Raw genomic sequence first — 19,760 nt, forward strand, 5'->3', positions numbered from 1 at the left:
GCTCGCTCCTACAGTGGGCCGTGGCATATTCAGAATCACTGTTTGAACACCCATAGACGCTGGCGCCTCCTACCTTTTCTCTTCTAACCACAGAAGAGGACGAAGGAATGTCCACCCCGCAAAATGCGCATCGGCTGCGTGCAGGGCGCTATTCAGAGCCTGGAAGAATATATCTGCTGACCGCCGTGACCCACCAGCGGCAGGCAATCTTCAAGGACTGGCGTATCGGCCGCCTACTTGTCAGCGAGTTCAGAAAGGCACAGGAAGACGGCGAGGCAACTTCGCTGGCCTGGGTAGTCATGCCTGACCATTTTCATTGGCTGGTCGAATTGCATAACGGCGATTTGCCTAGGCTGATGCAAACCACCAAATCGCGAAGTGCCCGCGCCATCAACCAGTCGAAACGCACCTTCGGGACGATTTGGCAAAAAGGTTACTTCGACCGAGCGCTGCGCAGGGAAGAGGACTTGAAGGTTATGGCCCGCTACATCATTGCCAATCCTTTGCGAGCCGGTCTGGTCGAACACATCGGCCAATACCCACTGTGGGATGCCATCTGGCTTTGAAACGTCTCCCTGTAGGAGCGAGGGGGACGCCTAGTTCTTGCTCGCGAAGAACGCCAACGATAACGCAGCGCCCCCCGGCAACCTGCGTCGCCTATGGGTTTTTCGCGAGCAAGCTCGCTCCTACAGGAAGACGGTGTAGAATCGGCCGTATTCATCGCCAGTCATCCCCCGGCGGGTTTATGAGCTCAAGGCCAATGCGCACGGCGATCCCGTCACGTTTGCGGCAACTTCCGGACACCAGGGCCATTTTTCGGGTGTTCCAGACGTCAATAGAAGCTCACTCCCCTTTGATTCCTGATTAGCCGCCCGGAGTGCTCCATGCCAGATTACCGCTCGAAAACATCCACCCACGGCCGCAACATGGCCGGCGCGCGCGCTCTGTGGCGTGCCACGGGGATGAAAGATGACGACTTCAAGAAGCCGATCATCGCGATTGCCAACTCGTTCACCCAGTTCGTACCGGGCCATGTCCACCTCAAGGACCTGGGCCAACTGGTCGCCCGTGAGATCGAACGCGCTGGCGGCGTGGCCAAGGAATTCAACACCATTGCCGTGGACGACGGCATTGCCATGGGCCATGACGGCATGCTGTATTCCCTGCCGAGCCGCGAGATCATCGCTGACTCCGTGGAGTACATGGTCAACGCCCACTGCGCCGACGCCATCGTGTGTATCTCCAACTGCGACAAGATCACCCCCGGCATGCTGATGGCCTCCCTGCGCCTGAACATCCCGGTGATCTTCGTCTCCGGCGGCCCGATGGAAGCCGGCAAGACCAAGCTCGCCTCCCACGGCCTGGACCTGGTGGACGCCATGGTCATCGCCGCCGATTCCAGCGCTTCTGACGAGAAGGTCGCGGAATACGAACGCAGCGCTTGCCCAACCTGCGGTTCGTGCTCCGGCATGTTCACCGCCAACTCGATGAACTGCCTGGTGGAAGCCCTGGGCCTGGCGTTGCCGGGCAACGGTTCGACGCTGGCGACCCACAGTGACCGCGAGCAGTTGTTCCTGCAGGCCGGCCGCACCATCGTCGAGCTGTGCAAGCGTTACTACACCGAGAACGATGAGTCGGTATTGCCGCGCAATATCGCCAACTTCAAGGCGTTCGAAAACGCCATGACCCTGGATATCGCCATGGGCGGTTCCACCAACACCATCCTGCACTTGCTGGCCGCCGCCCAGGAGGCCGAGATCGATTTCGACCTGCGCGACATCGACCGCCTGTCCCGCAACGTGCCGCAACTGTGCAAAGTCGCGCCGAACATCCAGAAGTACCACATGGAAGACGTGCACCGTGCCGGCGGGATCTTCTCGATCTTGGGTTCCCTGGCCCGTGGCGGCCTGCTGCACACCGACCTGCCGACCGTGCACAGCAAGTCCCTGGCCGAAGGCATCGCCAAGTGGGACATCACCCAGACTGACGATGAAGCCGTGCACACCTTCTTCAAGGCCGGCCCTGCCGGGATCCCGACCCAGACGGCATTCAGCCAGTCGACCCGTTGGGACACCCTGGACGACGACCGTGAAAACGGCTGTATCCGTAGCGTCGAGCACGCCTACTCGCAAGAAGGCGGCCTGGCCGTGCTGTACGGCAACATCGCCCTCGACGGCTGCGTGGTGAAAACCGCCGGCGTGGATGAGTCGATCCATGTGTTCGAAGGTCGCGCCAAGATCTACGAAAGCCAGGACAGCTCGGTGCGCGGCATCCTCGCCGACGAGGTGAAAGAAGGCGACATCGTGATCATCCGCTACGAAGGCCCGAAAGGCGGCCCGGGTATGCAGGAAATGCTCTACCCGACGTCGTACCTCAAGTCCAAGGGCCTGGGCAAAGCCTGCGCACTGCTGACCGATGGTCGCTTCTCTGGCGGTACGTCCGGCCTGTCAATCGGCCACGCTTCGCCAGAAGCCGCAGCCGGTGGCGCGATTGGCCTGGTACAGGATGGCGACAAGGTGCTGATCGACATTCCGAACCGCTCGATCAACCTGTTGATCAGCGATGAAGAACTGGCCGCACGCCGGGTTGAGCAGGACAAGAAAGGCTGGAAACCGGTGGAGAAGCGTCCGCGCAAAGTCACCACCGCGCTGAAAGCCTACGCCCTGCTGGCCACCAGTGCCGACAAGGGTGCGGTGCGTAACAAGGCCATGCTCGACGGCCTGTAAGCCCCGCCCATGAAAATGCCCCGCCAGGTGCGGGGCATTTTTTTTGCCTGCCTGAATCGCCAAGCCACAGGAGATCAAAGGGGGGAGCTGGCTTGCCTGCGATGGGGACACCACGGCGTACCTGATACACCGCGTCGATGCCATCGCAGGCAAGCCAGCTCCTACAGGGTTACTGGATTTCGTCGGGCTTGACGATCACCCAATTCTTATCCGCCGTCACCGGCAAGCCTTCCTTGGCCTGGGCCGCGGCGTGCTTGGCGATCATGCCGTTGAGTTGGGTCATGTACTTGTCCTTGCGGTTGATCCACAAGTGAATGCCGCCCTTGGCCACGTCCACATCGTGGAACAGCATGTAGCCGTCGCTGGTGGGGGTGTCGCCGCCGACCAGTACCGGTTTTTTCCATTCATCGATGTAGGTGAGGATCGCCGCGTGCTTGCCTGCCATCCAGGTTGCCGGGGTCCACAGGTAGGGGGTCAGTTCCAGGCCCAGGTTGGCTTTTTCGTCATATTTGCCGGCGCTGATCTGCTTACGCGCGGTGGTCAACTCGCCGGTCTTGCGGTCCTTGAGCAGGGTGGTGACGCCAATGACGTTCTGCGGCTTGACGTTGTAGCCGTACTTGGGATCCGAAGCGACCATGCGCACCAGCTCTTCAGAGGCCGCCGTCATCACGTACACGTCGATGCCGTTTTCCATCAACTTGTTGTACAGCTCGGTCTGGCCGGTGAAGATTTTCGGTGGCTGCACCTCCATGTTCTTCACCACATCGCCTTCGAAGTAGGTGACCGGCACCGGCTTGCCGGAGGCCATCAGCTCATCGACGTAGCCCTTGAGTTCCTTGAGGGTGAAGCCAGAGAACACCTGGGCGACCCACGGGTAGCAGACCATGTCGTCCACTTCGCACAGGCGATAGTAGTAACTGAACAGACTTTCCTTATGGTCGGCGGTGTCTTTGAACGGCATAAGCTTGAGCGACGGGTCGAGACTGTCACGGGTGATAAGGCCCTTGTTTTCCATGTACGGCAGCAGCGACTCTTCAAGGTCGAAGCGGTAGCTGGTGTTGTCCATGTCGAATACCGCGTAGTTACCCTTGTTGGCGTTGGCGGTGATCATTTCATTCAGTTGCTTGGCGGCGGGTGCCGGCCAGTGTTTCAACTCGGTGGCGGCCATGACCTGGCTGGCAAGCCCCAGGCACAGCGCGGCGGCAAACAGTCTCGGCGCAAGCTTCATGTGCGTTTTCTCCCTGAGTGAAAAACACCAACGCTAACAAATCTGTATGACAGCCCCCGCCACACGCACGACCGACGGCGTCCTGATCCCGTCACCCACTTACACAGGAGCGTCAACGCCTTATTCCAAAAACGACAGTCGCCATTCCATAACGGTATTAAATCAATATATTTCAAGCTGTTAGGATTTCCGGTTCGCAGTCGCACGCTCATGCGATTGGCAGTCCTTTACCTGGAGCTTCAATGAATCTGCCGCTGATTCTCAACCTGTTGGTGTTCCTCGCATTATTGCTGGGCCTGGCACAAACCCGCCGTACTAACTGGAGCCTGGCCAAGAAGGTGTTGTTCGCCTTGGTCCTGGGCGTTGCCTTCGGTGTGGCCCTGCATACGATCTACGGCGCAGGCCACCCGGTGCTCAAAGCCTCGATCGGCTGGTTCGACCTGGTCGGCAATGGTTATGTGCAACTGTTGCAGATGATCGTGATCCCGCTGGTGTTCGCCTCGATCCTCAGCGCCGTAGCCCGCCTGCATAACGCCGCATCCCTGGGCAAGATCAGCTTCCTGACCATTGGCACGCTGCTGTTCACCACCGCCATTGCGGCGCTGATCGGTATCGGCCTGACCAACCTGTTCGGCCTTACCGCCGAAGGCCTGGTGGCCGGCACTCAGGAACTGGCGCGCCTGCAAGTGATCCAGAGTGATTACGCAGGCAAGGTCGCCGACCTGAATATCCCGCAGTTGCTGCTGTCGTTCATCCCGCAGAACCCGTTTGCCGACCTGGCCCGGGCCAAGCCGACGTCGATTATCAGCGTGGTGATCTTCGCCGCGTTCCTGGGCGTTGCCGCGCTGCAACTGCTCAAGGACGACGTGGAAAAAGGCCAGAAAGTGATCAACGCCATCGACACCCTGCAAGCCTGGGTGATGCGCCTGGTGCGCCTGGTGATGAAGCTGACCCCTTACGGCGTGCTGGCGTTGATGACCAAAGTGGTCGCCAGCTCCAACCTGCAAGACATCATCAAGCTCGGCAGCTTCGTGCTGGTTTCCTACCTGGCACTGGGGCTGATGTTTGTAGTCCACGGCCTGCTGCTGTCGCTGGCGGGTATCAACCCACTGCGCTTCTTCCGCAAGGTGTGGCCGGTGCTGACCTTCGCGTTTACCAGTCGCTCCAGTGCAGCAAGCATCCCGTTGAGCATCGAAGCGCAAACCCGTCGCCTGGGCATCCCGCAGTCCATCGCCAGCTTTGCCGCCTCGTTTGGCGCGACGATTGGCCAGAACGGTTGCGCCGGCCTGTATCCGGCGATGTTGGCGGTGATGGTCGCGCCGACCGTGGGCATCAACCCGCTGGACCCACTGTGGATCGCAACATTGGTGGCGATTGTGACCTTGAGTTCAGCCGGCGTGGCCGGTGTGGGCGGCGGTGCGACGTTTGCCGCGCTGATCGTGCTACCGGCCATGGGCTTGCCGGTGGCGTTGGTGGCGTTGCTGATTTCCGTGGAGCCGCTGATCGACATGGGCCGCACGGCGTTGAACGTGAATGGTTCGATGACCGCCGGGGCGATTACCAGCCAGATCATGCAGCAGACCGATAAAGCGCTGCTCAATGCCGACGAGCATCCTGAGTTGGCGCAAGCCTAAAGCCCCCCCTGTGGAGAGGGGGCTTGTCCCCCGTTGGGCTGCGTAGCAGCCCCAGTAAGCCGAGTGCGCTGTATCAGATACTCTGTAGCGGCTGGTTTTGGGGCTGCTTCGCAGCCCAACGGGGGACAAGCCCCCTTGCCACAGAGAGCTAGGCCTTTTCCCAGACTTCGAAGTTGTACGCCGGCTTGTCGCCTTCTGCCGGATTCTGCACATTCGACACCAGCTTCCACCGGTTCAAGTCAAACTCCGGAAACCACGCATCCCCCTGCGGGCTCAACGCAACCCGCGTCAGATACAGGCGATCCGCCTGCTCCAGGCCTTGCGCATACAGCTGCGCGCCGCCGATCAGCATCAGCTCATCCACACCCTGCTCCAGCGCCCAGGCTTCGGCCCGTTCAACCGCTGCGTCCAGTGAAGGAAAAACTTGCGCACCTTCAAGCTTAAGATCGGTCTGACGACTGACCACAATGTTCAGCCGCCCCGGCAACGGTCGGCCCAGGGAATCCCAGGTCTTGCGCCCCATGATGATCGGCTTGCCCAAGGTGGTGGCCTTGAAATATTTGAAATCCCCCGGCAAATGCCAGGGCATGCTGTTGTCGACGCCGATCACGCGGTTTTCACCGAGGGCTGCGATCAGGCTTAAAGGGAGAGTTTTTTTCATGGCAACGAGAATACCAGAGGCGCGGGCCAGGGGTTATGCTCCAGGCTCACTGACACAACAGGACCGCGCGTGACAGCACTGAACCCTCTGCAAAAACTGTGGCTGACGGAAACCGTGCGCCTGCGTGAAGAACACGCCGGCCCCCTGGAAGACCAGGAAGCCAATCGCCTGGCCCGCAGCAACGGCGGCGACCTGCCGACACGTATTCAAAACCGTGCACTGTGGCTGGCCGAGCGCGACGGCCTGAGCGCCGCCCTGCTGCACTGGTTGCAAGGTGCGCGGCTGGCGCTGATCGCGCTGATGGTACTGGCCGTGGTCAGCGGTGCCGGCCTGGCGTTCGCCGCCCTGGGCAACGGCCTGGCCCCGGTCAATGTGTTCTGGGCCCTGGGCAGCCTGCTGGGCTTGAACCTGATCCTGCTGCTGAGCTGGGCCCTGGGCCTGGTGTTTGCCGGCGAGCACAGCGCCAGCCTCGGCCGCCTGTGGTTGTGGCTCAGCGAAAAATTCGCCCGTGATGCCAAGGCCGCGCAACTGGCGCCGGCGTTGTTGTTGCTGCTGCAACGCCACAAGCTCAACCGCTGGGCGGTCGGTGTGCTGGTCAATGGTCTGTGGCTGCTGGCGCTGTGCAGCGCGCTGGTGATCCTGCTGACATTGATGGCCACCCGGCGCTACGGGTTTGTCTGGGAAACCACCATCCTCGGCGCCGACACCTTTGTCAGCGTGACCCAGGCCCTGGGCAGCCTGCCCGCCCTGCTCGGCTTCAGCGTGCCGACCGTCGAGATGATCCGCGCCAGTGGCGACTCTGCCCTGAATATCGAAAGCGCCCGCCAAGCCTGGGCCGCCTGGCTGGTGGGCGTATTGCTGGTCTACGGCCTGCTGCCCCGACTGCTCCTCGCCTTGCTCTGCCTATGGCGCTGGCGACGCGGGCGTGCCGCCTTGGGCCTGGACCTCAACCTGCCCGGCTACAGCCACTTGCGCGAAGCCTTGATGCCCAGCAGCGAACGCCTGGGTGTCAACGATGCAGCTCCAGAACAGTTGCATCACGTCAGCGGCGGCGCCAGCGAACTGCACAGCGATGGCGCCCTGCTGGTGGCCATCGAACTGGACGACCAACACCCCTGGCCGCCCAAACTACCGGCCACGGTCAAAAACGCCGGCATCCTCGACAGCCGCGAATCACGCCACAAGCTGCTGGAGCAACTGACCCGCTTCCCGCCCGCACGCCTGGTGATCGCCTGCGACCCACGCCGCTCGCCGGATCGTGGCAGCCTGGCGCTGATCGGCGAACTGGCGCGCAGCGCCAGCGCCACCCGTGTCTGGCTGCTGCAAGCACCACCGGGCCAGGCGCTGGATGCCGAGCGCCTCGGCGATTGGCACACGGCCTTGCAGCAACTGGACCTGCCCTTCGCCGACTGCGCGCCACTCACCTGGCTGGAGACCGGTCATGACTAAACCCCTGAAACTGGCGGTGGTCGGCCACACCAACGTCGGCAAGACCTCGCTGCTGCGCACCCTGACCCGCGACGTGGGTTTTGGCGAAGTGTCCCACCGCCCCAGCACCACCCGGCATGTCGAAGGCGCGCGTTTGTCGGTCGACGGCCAAGCCTTGCTGGAGCTTTACGACACGCCAGGCCTGGAAGATGCCATCGCCCTGCTTGACTACCTCGAGCGCCTCGACCGACCGGGCGAACGCCTCGACGGCCCGGCTCGCCTCGCCCGTTTCCTGGAAGGCAGCGAAGCCCGTCAACGCTTCGAACAGGAAGCCAAGGTGTTGCGTCAGTTGCTGGCGTCCGACGCCGGTCTGTACGTGATCGACGCCCGGGAACCGGTGCTGGCCAAATACCGCGACGAGCTGCAAGTACTGGCCAGTTGCGGCAAGCCGCTGTTGCCGGTGCTCAACTTTGTCAGCAGCAGCGACCACCGCGAGCCGGACTGGCGCGAAGCCCTGGCCCGCCTGGGCCTGCATGCACTGGTGCGCTTTGACAGCGTGGCGCCCCCCGAAGATGGCGAGCGACGGCTGTATGAAAGCCTGGCCCTGTTGCTGGAAAGCTCACGCCCCCAGCTGGAACGGCTGATCCTTGATCAGGAGGCTCAACGCCAGGCGCGCCAGCAAAGCGCCGCACGCCTGATCGCCGAGCTGCTGATCGACTGCGCCGCATGCCGGCGCAGTGTGGTCACCGAGGATGAACAGCAAGCCATCAGCGATCTGCGCAAAGCCGTACGCCAGCGCGAACAACGTTGCGTCGAAGCCCTGCTCAAGTTGTTCGGCTTCCGCCCGCAGGACGCTGCGGCCAGCGACCTGCCGTTGCTGGACGGGCGTTGGGGCGATGATTTGTTCAACCCCGAAACCCTCAAGCAACTGGGGGTGCGGGTCGGTGGCGGGATTGCGGCGGGGGCGGCGGCCGGTGCCGGTGTGGACTTGCTGGTCGGCGGCCTGACCCTGGGCGCCGCCGCCCTCGCCGGAGCGATTGCCGGCGGCGCACTGCAAACCGCGCGCAGCTACGGCAGCCGCCTGCTGGGCAAGATCAAGGGCCAGCGCGAGCTGACGGTGGATGACAGCGTGCTGCGCCTGCTGGCCCTGCGCCAACGGCAATTGCTCAAGGCCCTGGCCCTGCGCGGGCACGCGGCGATGCACAGCATCAAGGTCGACACTCCGCAAGACAAGACCTGGCGTGAAGGCAAACTGCCGGACGCCCTGCACAAGGCTCGCGCCCATCCGAAATGGTCGTCGCTCAACCCTCACCCAAGGTTAAGCCAGGCCGAACGTCAGGAACAGATCGAAGCCCTGGCCCAGCGCCTGGACGAGGCTTAAGCCGCCAGCAATTGCCGGGCCTTGGCCTTCAGCACCTCAAGGTCCAGCACCGGCACGTGCATGTCCTTGGCCTGCTCATCCCAGTGGCGCATGCGCAGGCTCACCGCGCACAGCGGGTCCTGCTCGAACGCCAGGGCCTCATCGGCCGTCATGACCCCACCCTGGTAGCCCAGGGTGCGGCGGCTGGCCTCGCTCAAGCGATGGTAATAGTCCGGCTGGCTGAAGGTCAGGTAGCGCTTGGCCTGTACGTGATATTCCACCAGTTTCGCCAGGCGCTCGCTGAAGCCGGCGCGCCGCAGATAGTCGGCGCCCAGGCGTTCATGGCTGACTACGCCGTAGCCGCCCATGTTCGCTTCACCCTGGCCGCAGATATGCCCGATATCGTGGAAGAACGCCGCCAGCACCACTTCATCGTCGAAGCCCTCGGCCATCGCCAGTTGTGCGGCCTGGGACATATGCTCGATCTGCGACACCGGCTCGCCGATGTAGTCGGCGGCGCCATGCTGTTCGTACAGGCCGAAGACTTCGGCGACTACCTGCTCAGCGTTCATCACGCCTCCCCCCACAGTTCAGTGATATTGCGCTCGGCCATCGCCGGCCCCACGCTCATGCCTACACCCGTATGCATCAACGCCACGCGCACGCCATCTGCAGCGCGCAGGAACGAAAACGGCCCCGGCCCCCGGGAACCATAGACGCCCTGCCAGCGTTCCACGACCTGAATCTGGCAGCCCAGGGTCTGTTCTGCCAGCTCGATCATCCAGTTGTCCACCTGTTCGGCATTGAACGGCGACGGATCGCTGCCGTAATGGTGGGAGTCGCCGATGATCAACTCGCCATGGGGCGTCGGGCTGATCAACAGGTGGATGCCATGTTCATCCAGGTGCGGCGTGTCGCGCAGGATCTGTGCCTGCACGGCGGCGGCTTGCGGCAAGTCGGCGAAGGCGCCGTAATGCACGCAGCTCAGGCCCGTGAGCAGCGCATGTTGCAGGTTCAAGTCGGCCTTGGGCCGCGCGCGCAGCATTTGCAACTGGCAGATTTGCGGTGTGAGTTGGGCGATCTGCTCGGCCAGCAGGGTCTGATAGTCGTGGCCGGAGCAGACAATGATCTGCTCGCCGCGAAAGCTGCCGGCGGTGGTGTGCAGTTGGCCGGGCTCGATGTCGCGTACCAGGGTGGAGAAGTGAAACTCTACCTTGAGTTCGCGGCGCAGGTAGTCGATCAGCGCCGGCAGCGCCTCACGGGAATACAGCTGCTGATCGTCGAGGCCGTGCAGCGCAGCGCGATGATGGCGGAACTGGCCGCCGTACAGATCATTCATGGCGGCGCCTTGCAGCAGGTTGACGCGGTAGCCGTGCGCCTTGGCGCGACCGGCGCAAAAGGCTTGCAGCAAATGCTCTTCGGCTTCGGTGCGGGCAAACAGGTAAGAGCCATTGCGCTTGAGTTGCAGGTTCGCCAGTTGTGCCCACTGGCCCCAGATCTCGCGGCTTTGCCGAGCCAGGTCGAGCATCTGCCCAGGCGGTTGACCAGTGACCAGGGCCTGGCCGAAGTTACGCACCGAGGCACCCAGGGGCGTGGCCGTGCGTTCGAAGACCCTGACCTTGAGCCCGCGCTTGGCGGCGGCGTAGGCGTGGGACAGGCCGAGGATACCGGCGCCGACGATCAGCAAATCACTGTGGTGTGTCATGGTGTTCGCCCCCTGTAGGAGCGAGCTTGCTCGCGAAGAACTTGAGGGCGCTGCGTGGATTCTGACGGCCCGCGTTATCGTTCACGTTCTTCGCGAGCAAGCTCGCTCCTACAGTTTTAGAAACGGTTGAAGTTATTGTTTTTCCGACTTGCCGTCATAGCGCTTGCGCCATTCAGTCAGGATGTTGTCGCGGTTTTTCGAGGCCCAGGCAAAGTCGTTCTTGATCAGGCGCTGCTCGTAGTCCGCCGGCAATTCGGTCTGTGGCTTGGCGATTCCCGGCTGGGCCAGGACCGCAAAGTTTTCCTTGTACAACTCCATCGCCGCCGGGCTTGCAGAGAAGTCGGCGAGCTTCTGCGCCGCTTCCTGGTGGGCGGTGCCCTTGATCACCGCAGTGGCTTCAATGTCCCAGCCCAGGCCTTCCTTGGGCAAGACGATATCCAGCGGCGCGCCCTGGCGCTTCAACTGCACGGCCGGGTATTCGAAGGAGATACCGATCGGGAATTCGCCGGACGCCGCCAACTTGCACGGCTTGGAGCCGGAGTGCACGTACTGGCCGATGTTCTGGTGCAGGTCATCCATGTACTGCCAGCCCTGCTTCTCGCCGAAGGTCTGCAGCCAGGCGCTGACGTCGAGGAACCCGGTGCCGGACGACGCCGGGTTCGGCATGACGATCTTGCCTTTGTATTCCGGCTTGGTCAGGTCTTGCCAACTGATCGGCTTGCTCAGGCCCTGTTTTTCGGCTTCGACGGTGTTGAAGCAGATGGTCGCGGCCCATACGTCCATGCCGACCCAGGCCGGTGGGTTGGCGGCGTCGCGGTAGTTCTTGCCAATCTTGTCCAGGTCCTTTGGCGCGTAGCTTTGCAGCATGCCTTGCTGATCGAGGATCGCCAGGCTGGAAGCCGCCAGGCCCCACACCGCATCGGCTTGCGGGCGGGCTTTTTCCGCCAGCAGCTTGGCGGTGATGATGCCGGTGGAGTCCCGCACCCACTTGATCTCGACGTCCGGGTTGGCCGCTTCGAAGGCTTTTTTGTAGGTCTTCAATTGCTCGGCTTCAAGGGCCGTGTACACGGTCAACTCGGTCTTGGCAGCAAAGGCATTCAGGCTGAACGCGGTGAGCACAGCAGCGGCGAGGGCCAGGGGCTTGAACATGGTGCGTTTCCTTGTGTGGGGCAGGGTTATTGACCGGGCGCGGTTTGGCGCCAGGCCTGGGAGCGGCGCAACAAGCCGCGTGAGGCCCACGCCAGCAGCAGCGAGACGCCGGCTGAAGTGAACAGAATCAGGGTCGACATGGCCGCCGCGCCGCCAACGTTGCCGGCGTCGTCCATGTTCAACACGGCGACTGCGGCGAGGATGGTGTCGGGGCTGTAGAGAAAGATCGCCGCCGACACAGTGGTCATCGCCGAGACAAACAGGTAGCGCAGGATGTCCAACAGCGCCGGCAGGCAGATCGGCACGGTGACCCGCAGATAGTGGCGGTACAACGGCGCCTTGAGCGACAGCGCGGCGGCTTCGAACTCGGCGTCGAGTTGGCGCAGGGCGGTGGTGGCGGTCATCTGCGCGGTGGTCAAATAGTGCGCAATGGTGCACACCACCAGCAGCGTCATGGTCCCGTAGAGCACATGCAGCGGGTTGCCGTTGAGGTTGAAAAAGAACACATAACCCAGGCCCAGCACCAAGCCCGGCACTGCCATCGGCACAAAACTGAGCATGCGCAGCGCCAGGTTGAGGCCTTTTTGCCCTTTGGTCTTTTCCATCAGGTAGGCGCCGGTGAAGATCAGCACACTGCCGATCAATGCGGTGCAGATCGCCATGGTCAAACTGTTGCGATAGGCCAGCCAGCCGCCGCCGGAGGTGTCGTTGAACTGGTAATGGTTGAGCGACAGCGACAGGTTGTACGGCCAGAATTTCACCAGCGACGAATACACCGCCATACCGAACACCAACAGCAGCACCGCGCAGATCAGCAACACAATCGCCAGGTAGCAGCCATCGCGCAGGCGCGACGGCGCCGGCTGGAACACTTGGGCGCGGCCACTCATGGAGTCGCCGTGGCGCCGGCGCAGCCAGGTATCCACCGCAAAACTGAGCAGCGCCGGCAGCAGCAACACCATGCCGATCAAGGCGCCGCGACCGAACTGCTGCTGGCCGACCACCGCCTTGTAGGCTTCCAGCGCCAGTACTTGATAGTCGCCGCCCACCACCACCGGCACGCCGAAGTCGGTGATGGTCAGGGTGAACACCAGGCAGAACGCGGCGAACACAGCCTGGCGCGTCGCCGGCCAGGTGATGCTGCGAAACGCCCGCGCCGGGCTGGCGCCCATGCTTGAGGCAGCATCGAACAGCCGCGCATCCGCCAAAGACAGCGCCGACAGCAGGATCATCAGGGCATGGGGAAAGGTGTAGATCACTTCACCGAGGACAATGCCCCAGAAGCCGTAGATGTTGTCTGACAGCAGGCCGCGCAACATGCCCTGGTTGCCGAACAGATACACCAGGGCGATGCCCGGCAACATCGAGGGCGCCATCAGCGGCAGCAATGACAAGCCACGCCAGAGCGTCTTGCCGGGGATCAGCGTGCGTTGCAGGGCGTAGGCAAACAGGTAGGCCAGGGGTACGACGATGGCCGCAACGCTCAGGGAAACCTTCAGGCTGTTGCCCAGCAGCCAATGGAAGTTGGCGCTGGTCAGCAACTCGCGCGCCGCCACCAGCCCGCCGCCCTGGCCGTCTTCGGCGCTGAAGCCGCGCCAGAAGATCGCCAGCAACGGCAGCAGCACGGCGATGCCCAACAGGCACAGCAACAGCACCTTGCCGCCCACTACAAAGATGCGGTCGCCGATTTCGGCACGGGAAACCTGGCGAGCCACGCGGCCGGGTACCGGCAGGGTCATATCGGCGGCCATCTCAGGCAAACACCTGCAGGCTGCGCGGCGGCAGTGCAACCCAGATATCCTGGGCGCCCAGGCGCGGCATGGCTTCCGGCGCCAGTTCGGCGAGCAGCGGATGGCCGGGCAACTGGTCCAGTTCAAAGCTCATGCGGCAACGGTTGCCGAGGAAGGTGATCTCGCGGACCTTGGCCGGGAACAGGTTTTCTTCGTGTACCGGCGGGTTGACGCTGATTGCTTCCGGCCGGCAGAACAGGCGGCCCGAGGCGGCCTTGCCGCTGTCTTCGGCCAGGCGCACGTTCATCCCGCCGACCTGGGCGTGGCTGGCGCTGTTGCGGCTGAACGGCAGCCAGTTGCCCTGGCCGACAAACTCGGCCACGAACGGCGTGGCCGGGCGATCATAAATCTCTTGAGGAGTGGCGTATTGCTCGACCTTACCGTTGTTCATCACGGCGATGCGGTCGGCCATCAGCATGGCCTCGTCCTGGTTGTGGGTGACCATCAAGGTGGTGATGCCCAGGCGGCGTTGCAGTTGGCGAAGTTCGGTACACAGGTGCTCACGCACCCGGGCGTCGAGGGCTGACATGGGTTCGTCCAGCAGCAACAGCGACGGGGCCGGCGCCAGGGCGCGGGCCAGGGCGACCCGTTGTTGCTGACCACCGGACAGTTGGCCGGGGTATTTCTTTTCGCTGCCGGTCAGGCCGACCAGCTCCAGCATCTGCGCCACGCGCTTGCGCACTTCATCGCGGCCGCTACCGGTCAGGCCGTAGCCGATATTGGCCTCGACGCTGAGGTTGGGAAACAACGCGTAGGACTGGAACAGAATGCCGTAGTCCCGCGCCTGCGGTGCCAGTAGGGAAACATCGCGATCACCCAGGTACAACTCGCCGCTGTCCTGGCGCTCCAGGCCGGCGATGCAGCGCAGCAAGGTGGTCTTGCCACAGCCCGAGGGGCCGAGCAGGCACACCAGCTCACCGGCAGCGACGTCCAGGGACACATGGTCCAGGGCGGTAAAGGCGCCGAAGCGCTTCTGGATACCACGCACCTTCATCGGCGCGCCGGGGTTGAGCTGGGCTGTGTTCATGGTGGCACCTCATCAAACTGATGAAGGCCATGCTAGGGAGCAAATGCGTCCCTGGTGTGGCAGGAAGGCAAAAGCGGGTGATAGTGGTATTGGTGGATTTGGGTAGGGTTGTGGCGTTGTGGTGACTGGCCTGGCGTTATCGCGGGCAAGCCCGCTCCCACATTTGGGGCTGTGAATACATGCAAATGTGGGATCTGGCTTGCCTGCGATGGCGATTTCAAAGCCACCAACACCCTCAGAGTGGCGACATTTCCTGCGCCAACCCCAGAAACGCCGCCGGCAACCGCGCACCTTTGCGCTCCTTGAGGCAATACAGATACTCCGGGATCTGCGGCGCATTCTCGATGGTCAGCACCCGCAGTTGCGGGTCATGGGGTACTTCCTGGCGGGCAATGATGCTGATGCCGATATTGCGCAGCACCGCCTCGCGAATCGACTCGCGGCTGCCGATCTCCAGCAGTGGCCCATAGCTTACGCCAGCGCCATCGAGCATCTCTTCGGTCAGGCGCCGGGTGGTGGAGCCCGCTTCGCGCATCAACAGGGTGTGCCCCACCAACGCACTGAGTGGAACATGTTCCAGCGCGGCCAACGGGTGATTGCGATGCACCGCCAGCACCAGCGGGTCAGTGCCCAGCACCCGGCGGATCAGGCGAGGGTCTTCCAGCAGTTGCGAGGACGCGGCGACATCCACCCGGTAATCATCCAGCGCTTCGAGCACCTGCTGGGAATTGCCGATTTCCACCGCCACTTCCACGTGGGGCAAGCGTTCGCGAAAGGTCTTCACCAGGTCGAGGATGTAGTAAGGCGCGGTCGCGGCGATCCGCAAGGTGCCCTGGACCTGACCGCTGTTGCGCAGGAAAAACTCGATATCCGCTTCCTGCTGCAACAGCGCCTTGACCATCGGCAACAGCCGCGCGCCCTCGTCGCTGACGGTGAGGCGCCGGCCACCGCGATAGAACAGCTCAACCGAGTACTGGCTTTCCAGGTGGCGGATCTGGGTGGTCACCGTGGGTTGGCTCAGGCCGAGTTTCTTCGCCGCCTGGGTAATGCTGCCCAGGCGGGCAACCATGTAAAACGCCTTCAGCTCGGCACTCAGCACACCACCCTCTCATCGACTATTTGCGCAACAAGCGCAGACCATTGAACACCACCAGCAGGCTGACGCCCATGTCGGCGAACACCGCCATCCACATGGTGGCCATGCCCAGGAAGGTCACTGCCAGGAAGATCGCCTTGATCACCAGCGCCAGGGCGATGTTCTGCTTGAGGATACTCGACGTTTGTCGCGACAAACGTATGAATGCCGGAATCTTGCGCAAATCGTCGTCCATCAGCGCTACGTCGGCGGTTTCGATGGCGGTGTCGGTGCCTGCGGCGGCCATGGCAAAGCCAATCTCCGCGCGGGCCAGGGCCGGGGCGTCGTTGATACCGTCGCCGACCATGCCAACCCGGTGGTTTTTGCCGTACAGATCCTCGATGGCTTTGAGCTTGTCAGTGGGCAGCAGGTCGCCTTGAGCCTGGTCGATACCCACCTGGGCGGCAATCGCCTGGGCGGTGTGGGTGTTGTCGCCGGTGAGCATCAGGGTCTTGATGCCAAGCTCGTGCAACTGCTCGATGGCTTCGCGGCTGCTGTCCTTGACCGTGTCGGCCACGGCGAACAGCGCCAGCGGGCCGGACTTGTCGAGCAGCAGCACCACGGACTTGCCTTGTTTTTCCAGGGCGAAGAGTTTTTCTTCAAGGGCTGGCGAGCACAGGCCAAGTTCTTCCACCAGGCGGTGGTTGCCCAGGTGATAGACCTCGCCGTTGATCTCGCCACGTACCCCGCGCCCAGCCAGGGCCTCGAAGTTATCCACAGCGAGCAGCGCCAGGTTTTTATCCACAGCCGCGTTGGCGATGGCCAGCGACACCGGGTGGTCGGAGCGCCCGGCCAGGCTCGCGGCCAGGGCCGGGGCGTTGTCTTGGGTGGACAGCGCCAGGTAGTCGGTCTGTACCGGCTTGCCATGGGTGATGGTGCCGGTCTTGTCCAGGGCCAGGTAGTCCAGTTTGTAGCCGGCCTCCAGGTACACGCCGCCCTTGATCAGGATGCCTTTGCGCGCGGCCGCGGCCAGGCCACTGACGATGGTCACCGGAGTGGAAATCACCAGGGCGCATGGGCAGGCGACCACCAGCAGCACCAGCGCACGGTAGATCCAGTCGAACCACACCCCGCCCATAAACAGCGGCGGAATCAATGCCACGCCCAAGGCAAACAGGAATACCGCCGGGGTGTAGATTTTCGAGAAGCTGTCGACAAAGCGCTGGGTCGGCGCCCGTGAGCCCTGGGCCTGCTCCACCGCATGGATGATGCGCGCCAGGGTGGAGTTGTTGGCGGCGGCGGTCACCCGGTATTCCAGGGAACCGGCCTGGTTGATGGTGCCGGCGAAGACTTTATCGCCCACGGTCTTCTCGATCGGCAGGCTTTCGCCGGTGATCGGCGCCTGGTCGATGGTGGACTGGCCGGCGGTGACTTCCCCGTCCAGGCCAATGCGCTCACCGGGACGTACCCGCACGATGGCGCCCAGTTCAATGACTTTGACCTCCTGTTCGACCCAGCTACCGTCAGCCTGGCGCACCGTGGCCTGTTCCGGTGTCATCTGCATCAGGCCGCTGATCGCGTTGCGCGCGCGGTCCAGGGACTTGGCCTCGATCAATTCGGCCACGGTAAACAGGAACATCACCATCGCGGCTTCCGGCCACTGGCCGATCAGGATCGCACCGGTCACGGCGATGCTCATCAGCGCGTTGATGTTCAGGTTGAGGTTTTTCAGGGCAATCCAGCCCTTTTTATAGGTAGTGAGGCCACCGCTGAGGATCGACACCAGCGCCACCAGCGCCACCACCCAGGTCGGTGCGGCGTTGGTGAAATGGATCACCTCCGCTGCCAGCGCACCCACGCCGGACAGGGCCAGCGGCCACCAGGGTTTCTTGGCAGCAGGCTCGGCGGCAGGCGCACCCTCTTCGATCGGATCGGCCTGCATGCCCAGGGATTTGATGGCCTCGATGATCGGCGCGGTGCTCGGCAAATCGTGGGTCACGCCGAGGATGCGGTTGATCAGGTTGAACTCCAGTTGCTGCACACCGGCCAGCTTGCCCAGCTTGTTCTGGATCAGCGTCTGCTCGGTGGGGCAGTCCATGGCTTCGATGCGGAAAGTGCTCAGCCGCGCGTTGGCGCTGGGCGCTTCGGTCAACGTCACCAGAGAAGGCGCAGCCGCGCCGGAACAGCAGGAGCCGCCATGATCGTGCTTTTGCACAGGCTGCAGTTTTTCGCCGTGATCATTATCGTGATCGTGGTCATGCTTATGCGGGGTGTGAATGGAATCGCTCATTGTCTCGCGTCCGTGAAGGTGCCTGTTGCCAAGTAAAGACCCTGTAGCCACTATAGGGTCAAGCACCCTTTTGGAGATTGCTGCGATGAAGATCGGCGAACTGGCAAAACTGACCGACTGCCCGGTAGAAACCATCCGCTATTACGAGAAGGAAGGCCTGCTGCCGCCCCCGGCGCGCAGTGAGGGCAACTACCGGCTGTACACCCAGGCGCACACCGAGCGCCTGACCTTTATTCGCAACTGCCGCAGCCTGGACATGACCCTGGAAGAGATCCGCAGCCTGCTGGGCCTGCGCGACAGCCCCCAGGACCAGTGTGAAAGCGTCAATGCGCTGATCGACGAGCACATCCATCACGTCAAGGCGCGGATTGATGGGTTGTTGGCCCTGCAGGAACAATTGATCGACCTGCGCCAGCGCTGTGGCGAAGGGCCGGAGATTGACCAGTGCGGGATTTTGCAGCGGCTGGAGGTCAGTGGGAGTGTGGCGGCCAGTGAGGCGGAGCATTCACATGTGGGTAGAAGCCACGGCCACTAACTAATGTGAACGCCAACCAAATGTGGGAGCGGGCTTGCCCGCGATAGCGGTGGACCAGTCAATTAAGATGTCGACTGATACACCGCTATCGCGGGCAAGCCCGCTCCCACACTTTTTTGACCGCGTTTAGATCAGACCGCCATCGGCGCGGTCATCGGCGCATGGTGCTCATAGCCTTCGAGCGAGAAGTCGCCCGGTTCGATCAATTCCAGCCACTCCGGCTGGTACACCCCAGTCTTGGCAAACTCCGGCACACGCTCGCTGATCACCAGCTTCGGCGCGGCGAATGGCTCGCGCTTGAGCTGTTCGTTGAGCATGTCCAGGTGGTTTTCGTAGACGTGCGCATCACCGATGAAATAGGTGAACCAGCGCGGCGTGTAGCCAGTCAGGCGGCCGATCAGGCTCAGCAGCGCGGCGCCTTCGGTGAGGTTGAACGGCGTGCCCAGGCCCAGGTCGTTGGAGCGGATGTAGAGGGTCAGGGAAATCTCCTTGGTCTCGACATTCGGGTGGAACTGGTACAGCAGGTGGCACGGCGGCAAGGCCATTTCATCGAGCTGGGCGCAGTTCCAGCCGTGGAACAGGATGCGCCGGCTGCCCGGGTCCTTGATGATGGTGTCGACACACTGGCGGATCTGGTCGATGGCCTTGTACAGCACCACGTAGGCCTGGCCATCTTCCTCGCCTTCGGCGATCTGGCGATAGCCCTGGGCCAGGGTCTGCTCGATAGCGGCCTGGTTGCTCAACGGGATCTGCTTGTACGCCGGCCACTTGCGCCATTGCACGCCGTAGATCTCGCCCAGGTCGTCCTCGCCCTGGCGGAACGGGTTGGCCAGCCACTGCGCGTTTTCGTTGGCGTTTTGGTCCCACACCTTGCAGCCCAGGGCGCGGAATTCGGCGGCGTTGTTCACCCCGCGCAAAAAGCCGCACATCTCGCCAATCGCCGACTTGAAGGCCATTTTGCGGGTGGTGATGGCTGGAAAACCTTCCTGCAGGTCAAAGCGCAACATCGCACCAGGGAAGCTGATGGTGTTCACGCCCGTGCGGTTGGCCTGCTTGGTGCCGTTGTTGATGACGTGGGAAACCAGCTCGAGATATTGCTTCATGACTTTACCTGTATCGGTGAAGCCGAGGCCCTCAGGCCTCGGCGTTCGA

At 62.7% G+C, this 19,760-nt stretch carries 16 protein-coding genes; 6 read left to right on the forward strand and 10 right to left on the reverse strand.

Annotation, left to right across the window (positions count from 1 at the left end; all coding sequences use genetic code 11):
* The first annotated feature begins 107 nt into the window (after positions 1-107).
* On the forward strand, positions 108-566 hold the full coding sequence (locus BHC62_RS00625; RefSeq protein WP_029300606.1) for a transposase: 459 nt from the start codon (positions 108-110) through the stop codon (positions 564-566).
* A 318-nt stretch (positions 567-884) separates the two neighbouring features.
* On the forward strand, positions 885-2,726 hold the full coding sequence (gene ilvD, locus BHC62_RS00630; protein WP_029300604.1) for a dihydroxy-acid dehydratase: 1,842 nt from the start codon (positions 885-887) through the stop codon (positions 2,724-2,726).
* A gap of 169 nt (positions 2,727-2,895) precedes the next feature.
* Here the strand turns inward: ilvD and BHC62_RS00635 are convergent, their stop codons facing one another.
* Positions 2,896-3,954, reverse strand: coding sequence for a phosphorylcholine phosphatase (locus tag BHC62_RS00635; protein WP_029300603.1), 1,059 nt, complete (start codon positions 3,952-3,954; stop codon positions 2,896-2,898).
* A gap of 242 nt (positions 3,955-4,196) precedes the next feature.
* On the opposite strand from BHC62_RS00635, the gene BHC62_RS00640 reads away from it, so the two are divergent.
* Positions 4,197-5,588, forward strand: a complete 1,392-nt coding sequence (locus tag BHC62_RS00640; RefSeq protein WP_029300601.1) for an L-cystine transporter — start codon at positions 4,197-4,199, stop codon at positions 5,586-5,588.
* Positions 5,589-5,736: 148 nt separating this feature from the next.
* Here BHC62_RS00640 and BHC62_RS00645 read toward each other — a convergent pair whose 3' ends face one another.
* Positions 5,737-6,249 carry a dihydrofolate reductase gene (locus BHC62_RS00645; protein ID WP_070993985.1) on the reverse strand — a complete coding sequence of 171 codons (513 nt, stop codon included), beginning with the start codon at positions 6,247-6,249 and terminating at the stop codon, positions 5,737-5,739.
* A 69-nt stretch (positions 6,250-6,318) separates the two neighbouring features.
* Between BHC62_RS00645 and BHC62_RS00650 the strand changes: the two genes are divergently transcribed.
* Entirely contained in the window at positions 6,319-7,698 is a 1,380-nt protein-coding gene (locus BHC62_RS00650) for a DUF2868 domain-containing protein (protein ID WP_029300598.1), read from the forward strand.
* Positions 7,691-9,058 carry a GTPase/DUF3482 domain-containing protein gene (locus BHC62_RS00655; RefSeq protein WP_070993986.1) on the forward strand — a complete coding sequence of 456 codons (1,368 nt, stop codon included), beginning with the start codon at positions 7,691-7,693 and terminating at the stop codon, positions 9,056-9,058. The genes BHC62_RS00650 and BHC62_RS00655 overlap by 8 nt, the downstream gene beginning before the upstream one ends.
* On the opposite strand, the gene BHC62_RS00660 is transcribed toward BHC62_RS00655, so the two are convergent.
* The 7 genes from BHC62_RS00660 to BHC62_RS00690 all read right to left on the reverse strand — a co-directional run bounded on the left by BHC62_RS00660 (position 9,055) and on the right by BHC62_RS00690 (position 18,073).
* Entirely contained in the window at positions 9,055-9,609 is a 555-nt protein-coding gene (locus tag BHC62_RS00660; protein ID WP_070993987.1) for a phosphonate degradation HD-domain oxygenase, read from the reverse strand. The two genes, BHC62_RS00655 and BHC62_RS00660, sit on opposite strands and share 4 nt — an antisense overlap.
* Positions 9,609-10,742, reverse strand: a complete 1,134-nt coding sequence (locus BHC62_RS00665; protein WP_070993988.1) for a TIGR03364 family FAD-dependent oxidoreductase — start codon at positions 10,740-10,742, stop codon at positions 9,609-9,611. The genes BHC62_RS00660 and BHC62_RS00665 overlap by 1 nt, the downstream gene beginning before the upstream one ends.
* A 132-nt stretch (positions 10,743-10,874) precedes the next feature.
* Positions 10,875-11,891, reverse strand: a complete 1,017-nt coding sequence (locus BHC62_RS00670; RefSeq protein ID WP_029289369.1) for a putative 2-aminoethylphosphonate ABC transporter substrate-binding protein — start codon at positions 11,889-11,891, stop codon at positions 10,875-10,877.
* Positions 11,892-11,917: 26 nt separating this feature from the next.
* The gene (locus tag BHC62_RS00675) at positions 11,918-13,642 is read right to left on the reverse strand and encodes a putative 2-aminoethylphosphonate ABC transporter permease subunit (protein WP_070993989.1); all 1,725 of its coding nucleotides are present in this window, start codon (positions 13,640-13,642) and stop codon (positions 11,918-11,920) included.
* 1 nt (position 13,643) lies between these two features.
* Positions 13,644-14,708: a putative 2-aminoethylphosphonate ABC transporter ATP-binding protein gene (locus tag BHC62_RS00680; RefSeq protein WP_029289373.1), complete on the reverse strand. Its 1,065-nt coding sequence runs from the start codon at positions 14,706-14,708 to the stop codon at positions 13,644-13,646.
* Positions 14,709-14,943: 235 nt separating this feature from the next.
* The gene (locus BHC62_RS00685; RefSeq protein WP_029289375.1) at positions 14,944-15,807 is read right to left on the reverse strand and encodes a LysR family transcriptional regulator; all 864 of its coding nucleotides are present in this window, start codon (positions 15,805-15,807) and stop codon (positions 14,944-14,946) included.
* Positions 15,808-15,823: 16 nt separating this feature from the next.
* On the reverse strand, positions 15,824-18,073 hold the full coding sequence (locus BHC62_RS00690) for a heavy metal translocating P-type ATPase (protein WP_070993990.1): 2,250 nt from the start codon (positions 18,071-18,073) through the stop codon (positions 15,824-15,826).
* 85 nt (positions 18,074-18,158) lie between these two features.
* On the opposite strand from BHC62_RS00690, the gene cadR reads away from it, so the two are divergent.
* On the forward strand, positions 18,159-18,608 hold the full coding sequence (gene cadR, locus BHC62_RS00695) for a Cd(II)/Pb(II)-responsive transcriptional regulator (RefSeq protein WP_029289380.1): 450 nt from the start codon (positions 18,159-18,161) through the stop codon (positions 18,606-18,608).
* A 131-nt stretch (positions 18,609-18,739) separates the two neighbouring features.
* On the opposite strand, the gene BHC62_RS00700 is transcribed toward cadR, so the two are convergent.
* Positions 18,740-19,711: a thymidylate synthase gene (locus BHC62_RS00700; protein WP_029289382.1), complete on the reverse strand. Its 972-nt coding sequence runs from the start codon at positions 19,709-19,711 to the stop codon at positions 18,740-18,742.
* Positions 19,712-19,760: the final 49 nt, after the last annotated feature.

It is taken from the genome of Pseudomonas sp. 06C 126 (assembly GCF_001855215.1).
Classification (GTDB): domain Bacteria; phylum Pseudomonadota; class Gammaproteobacteria; order Pseudomonadales; family Pseudomonadaceae; genus Aquipseudomonas; species Aquipseudomonas proteolytica.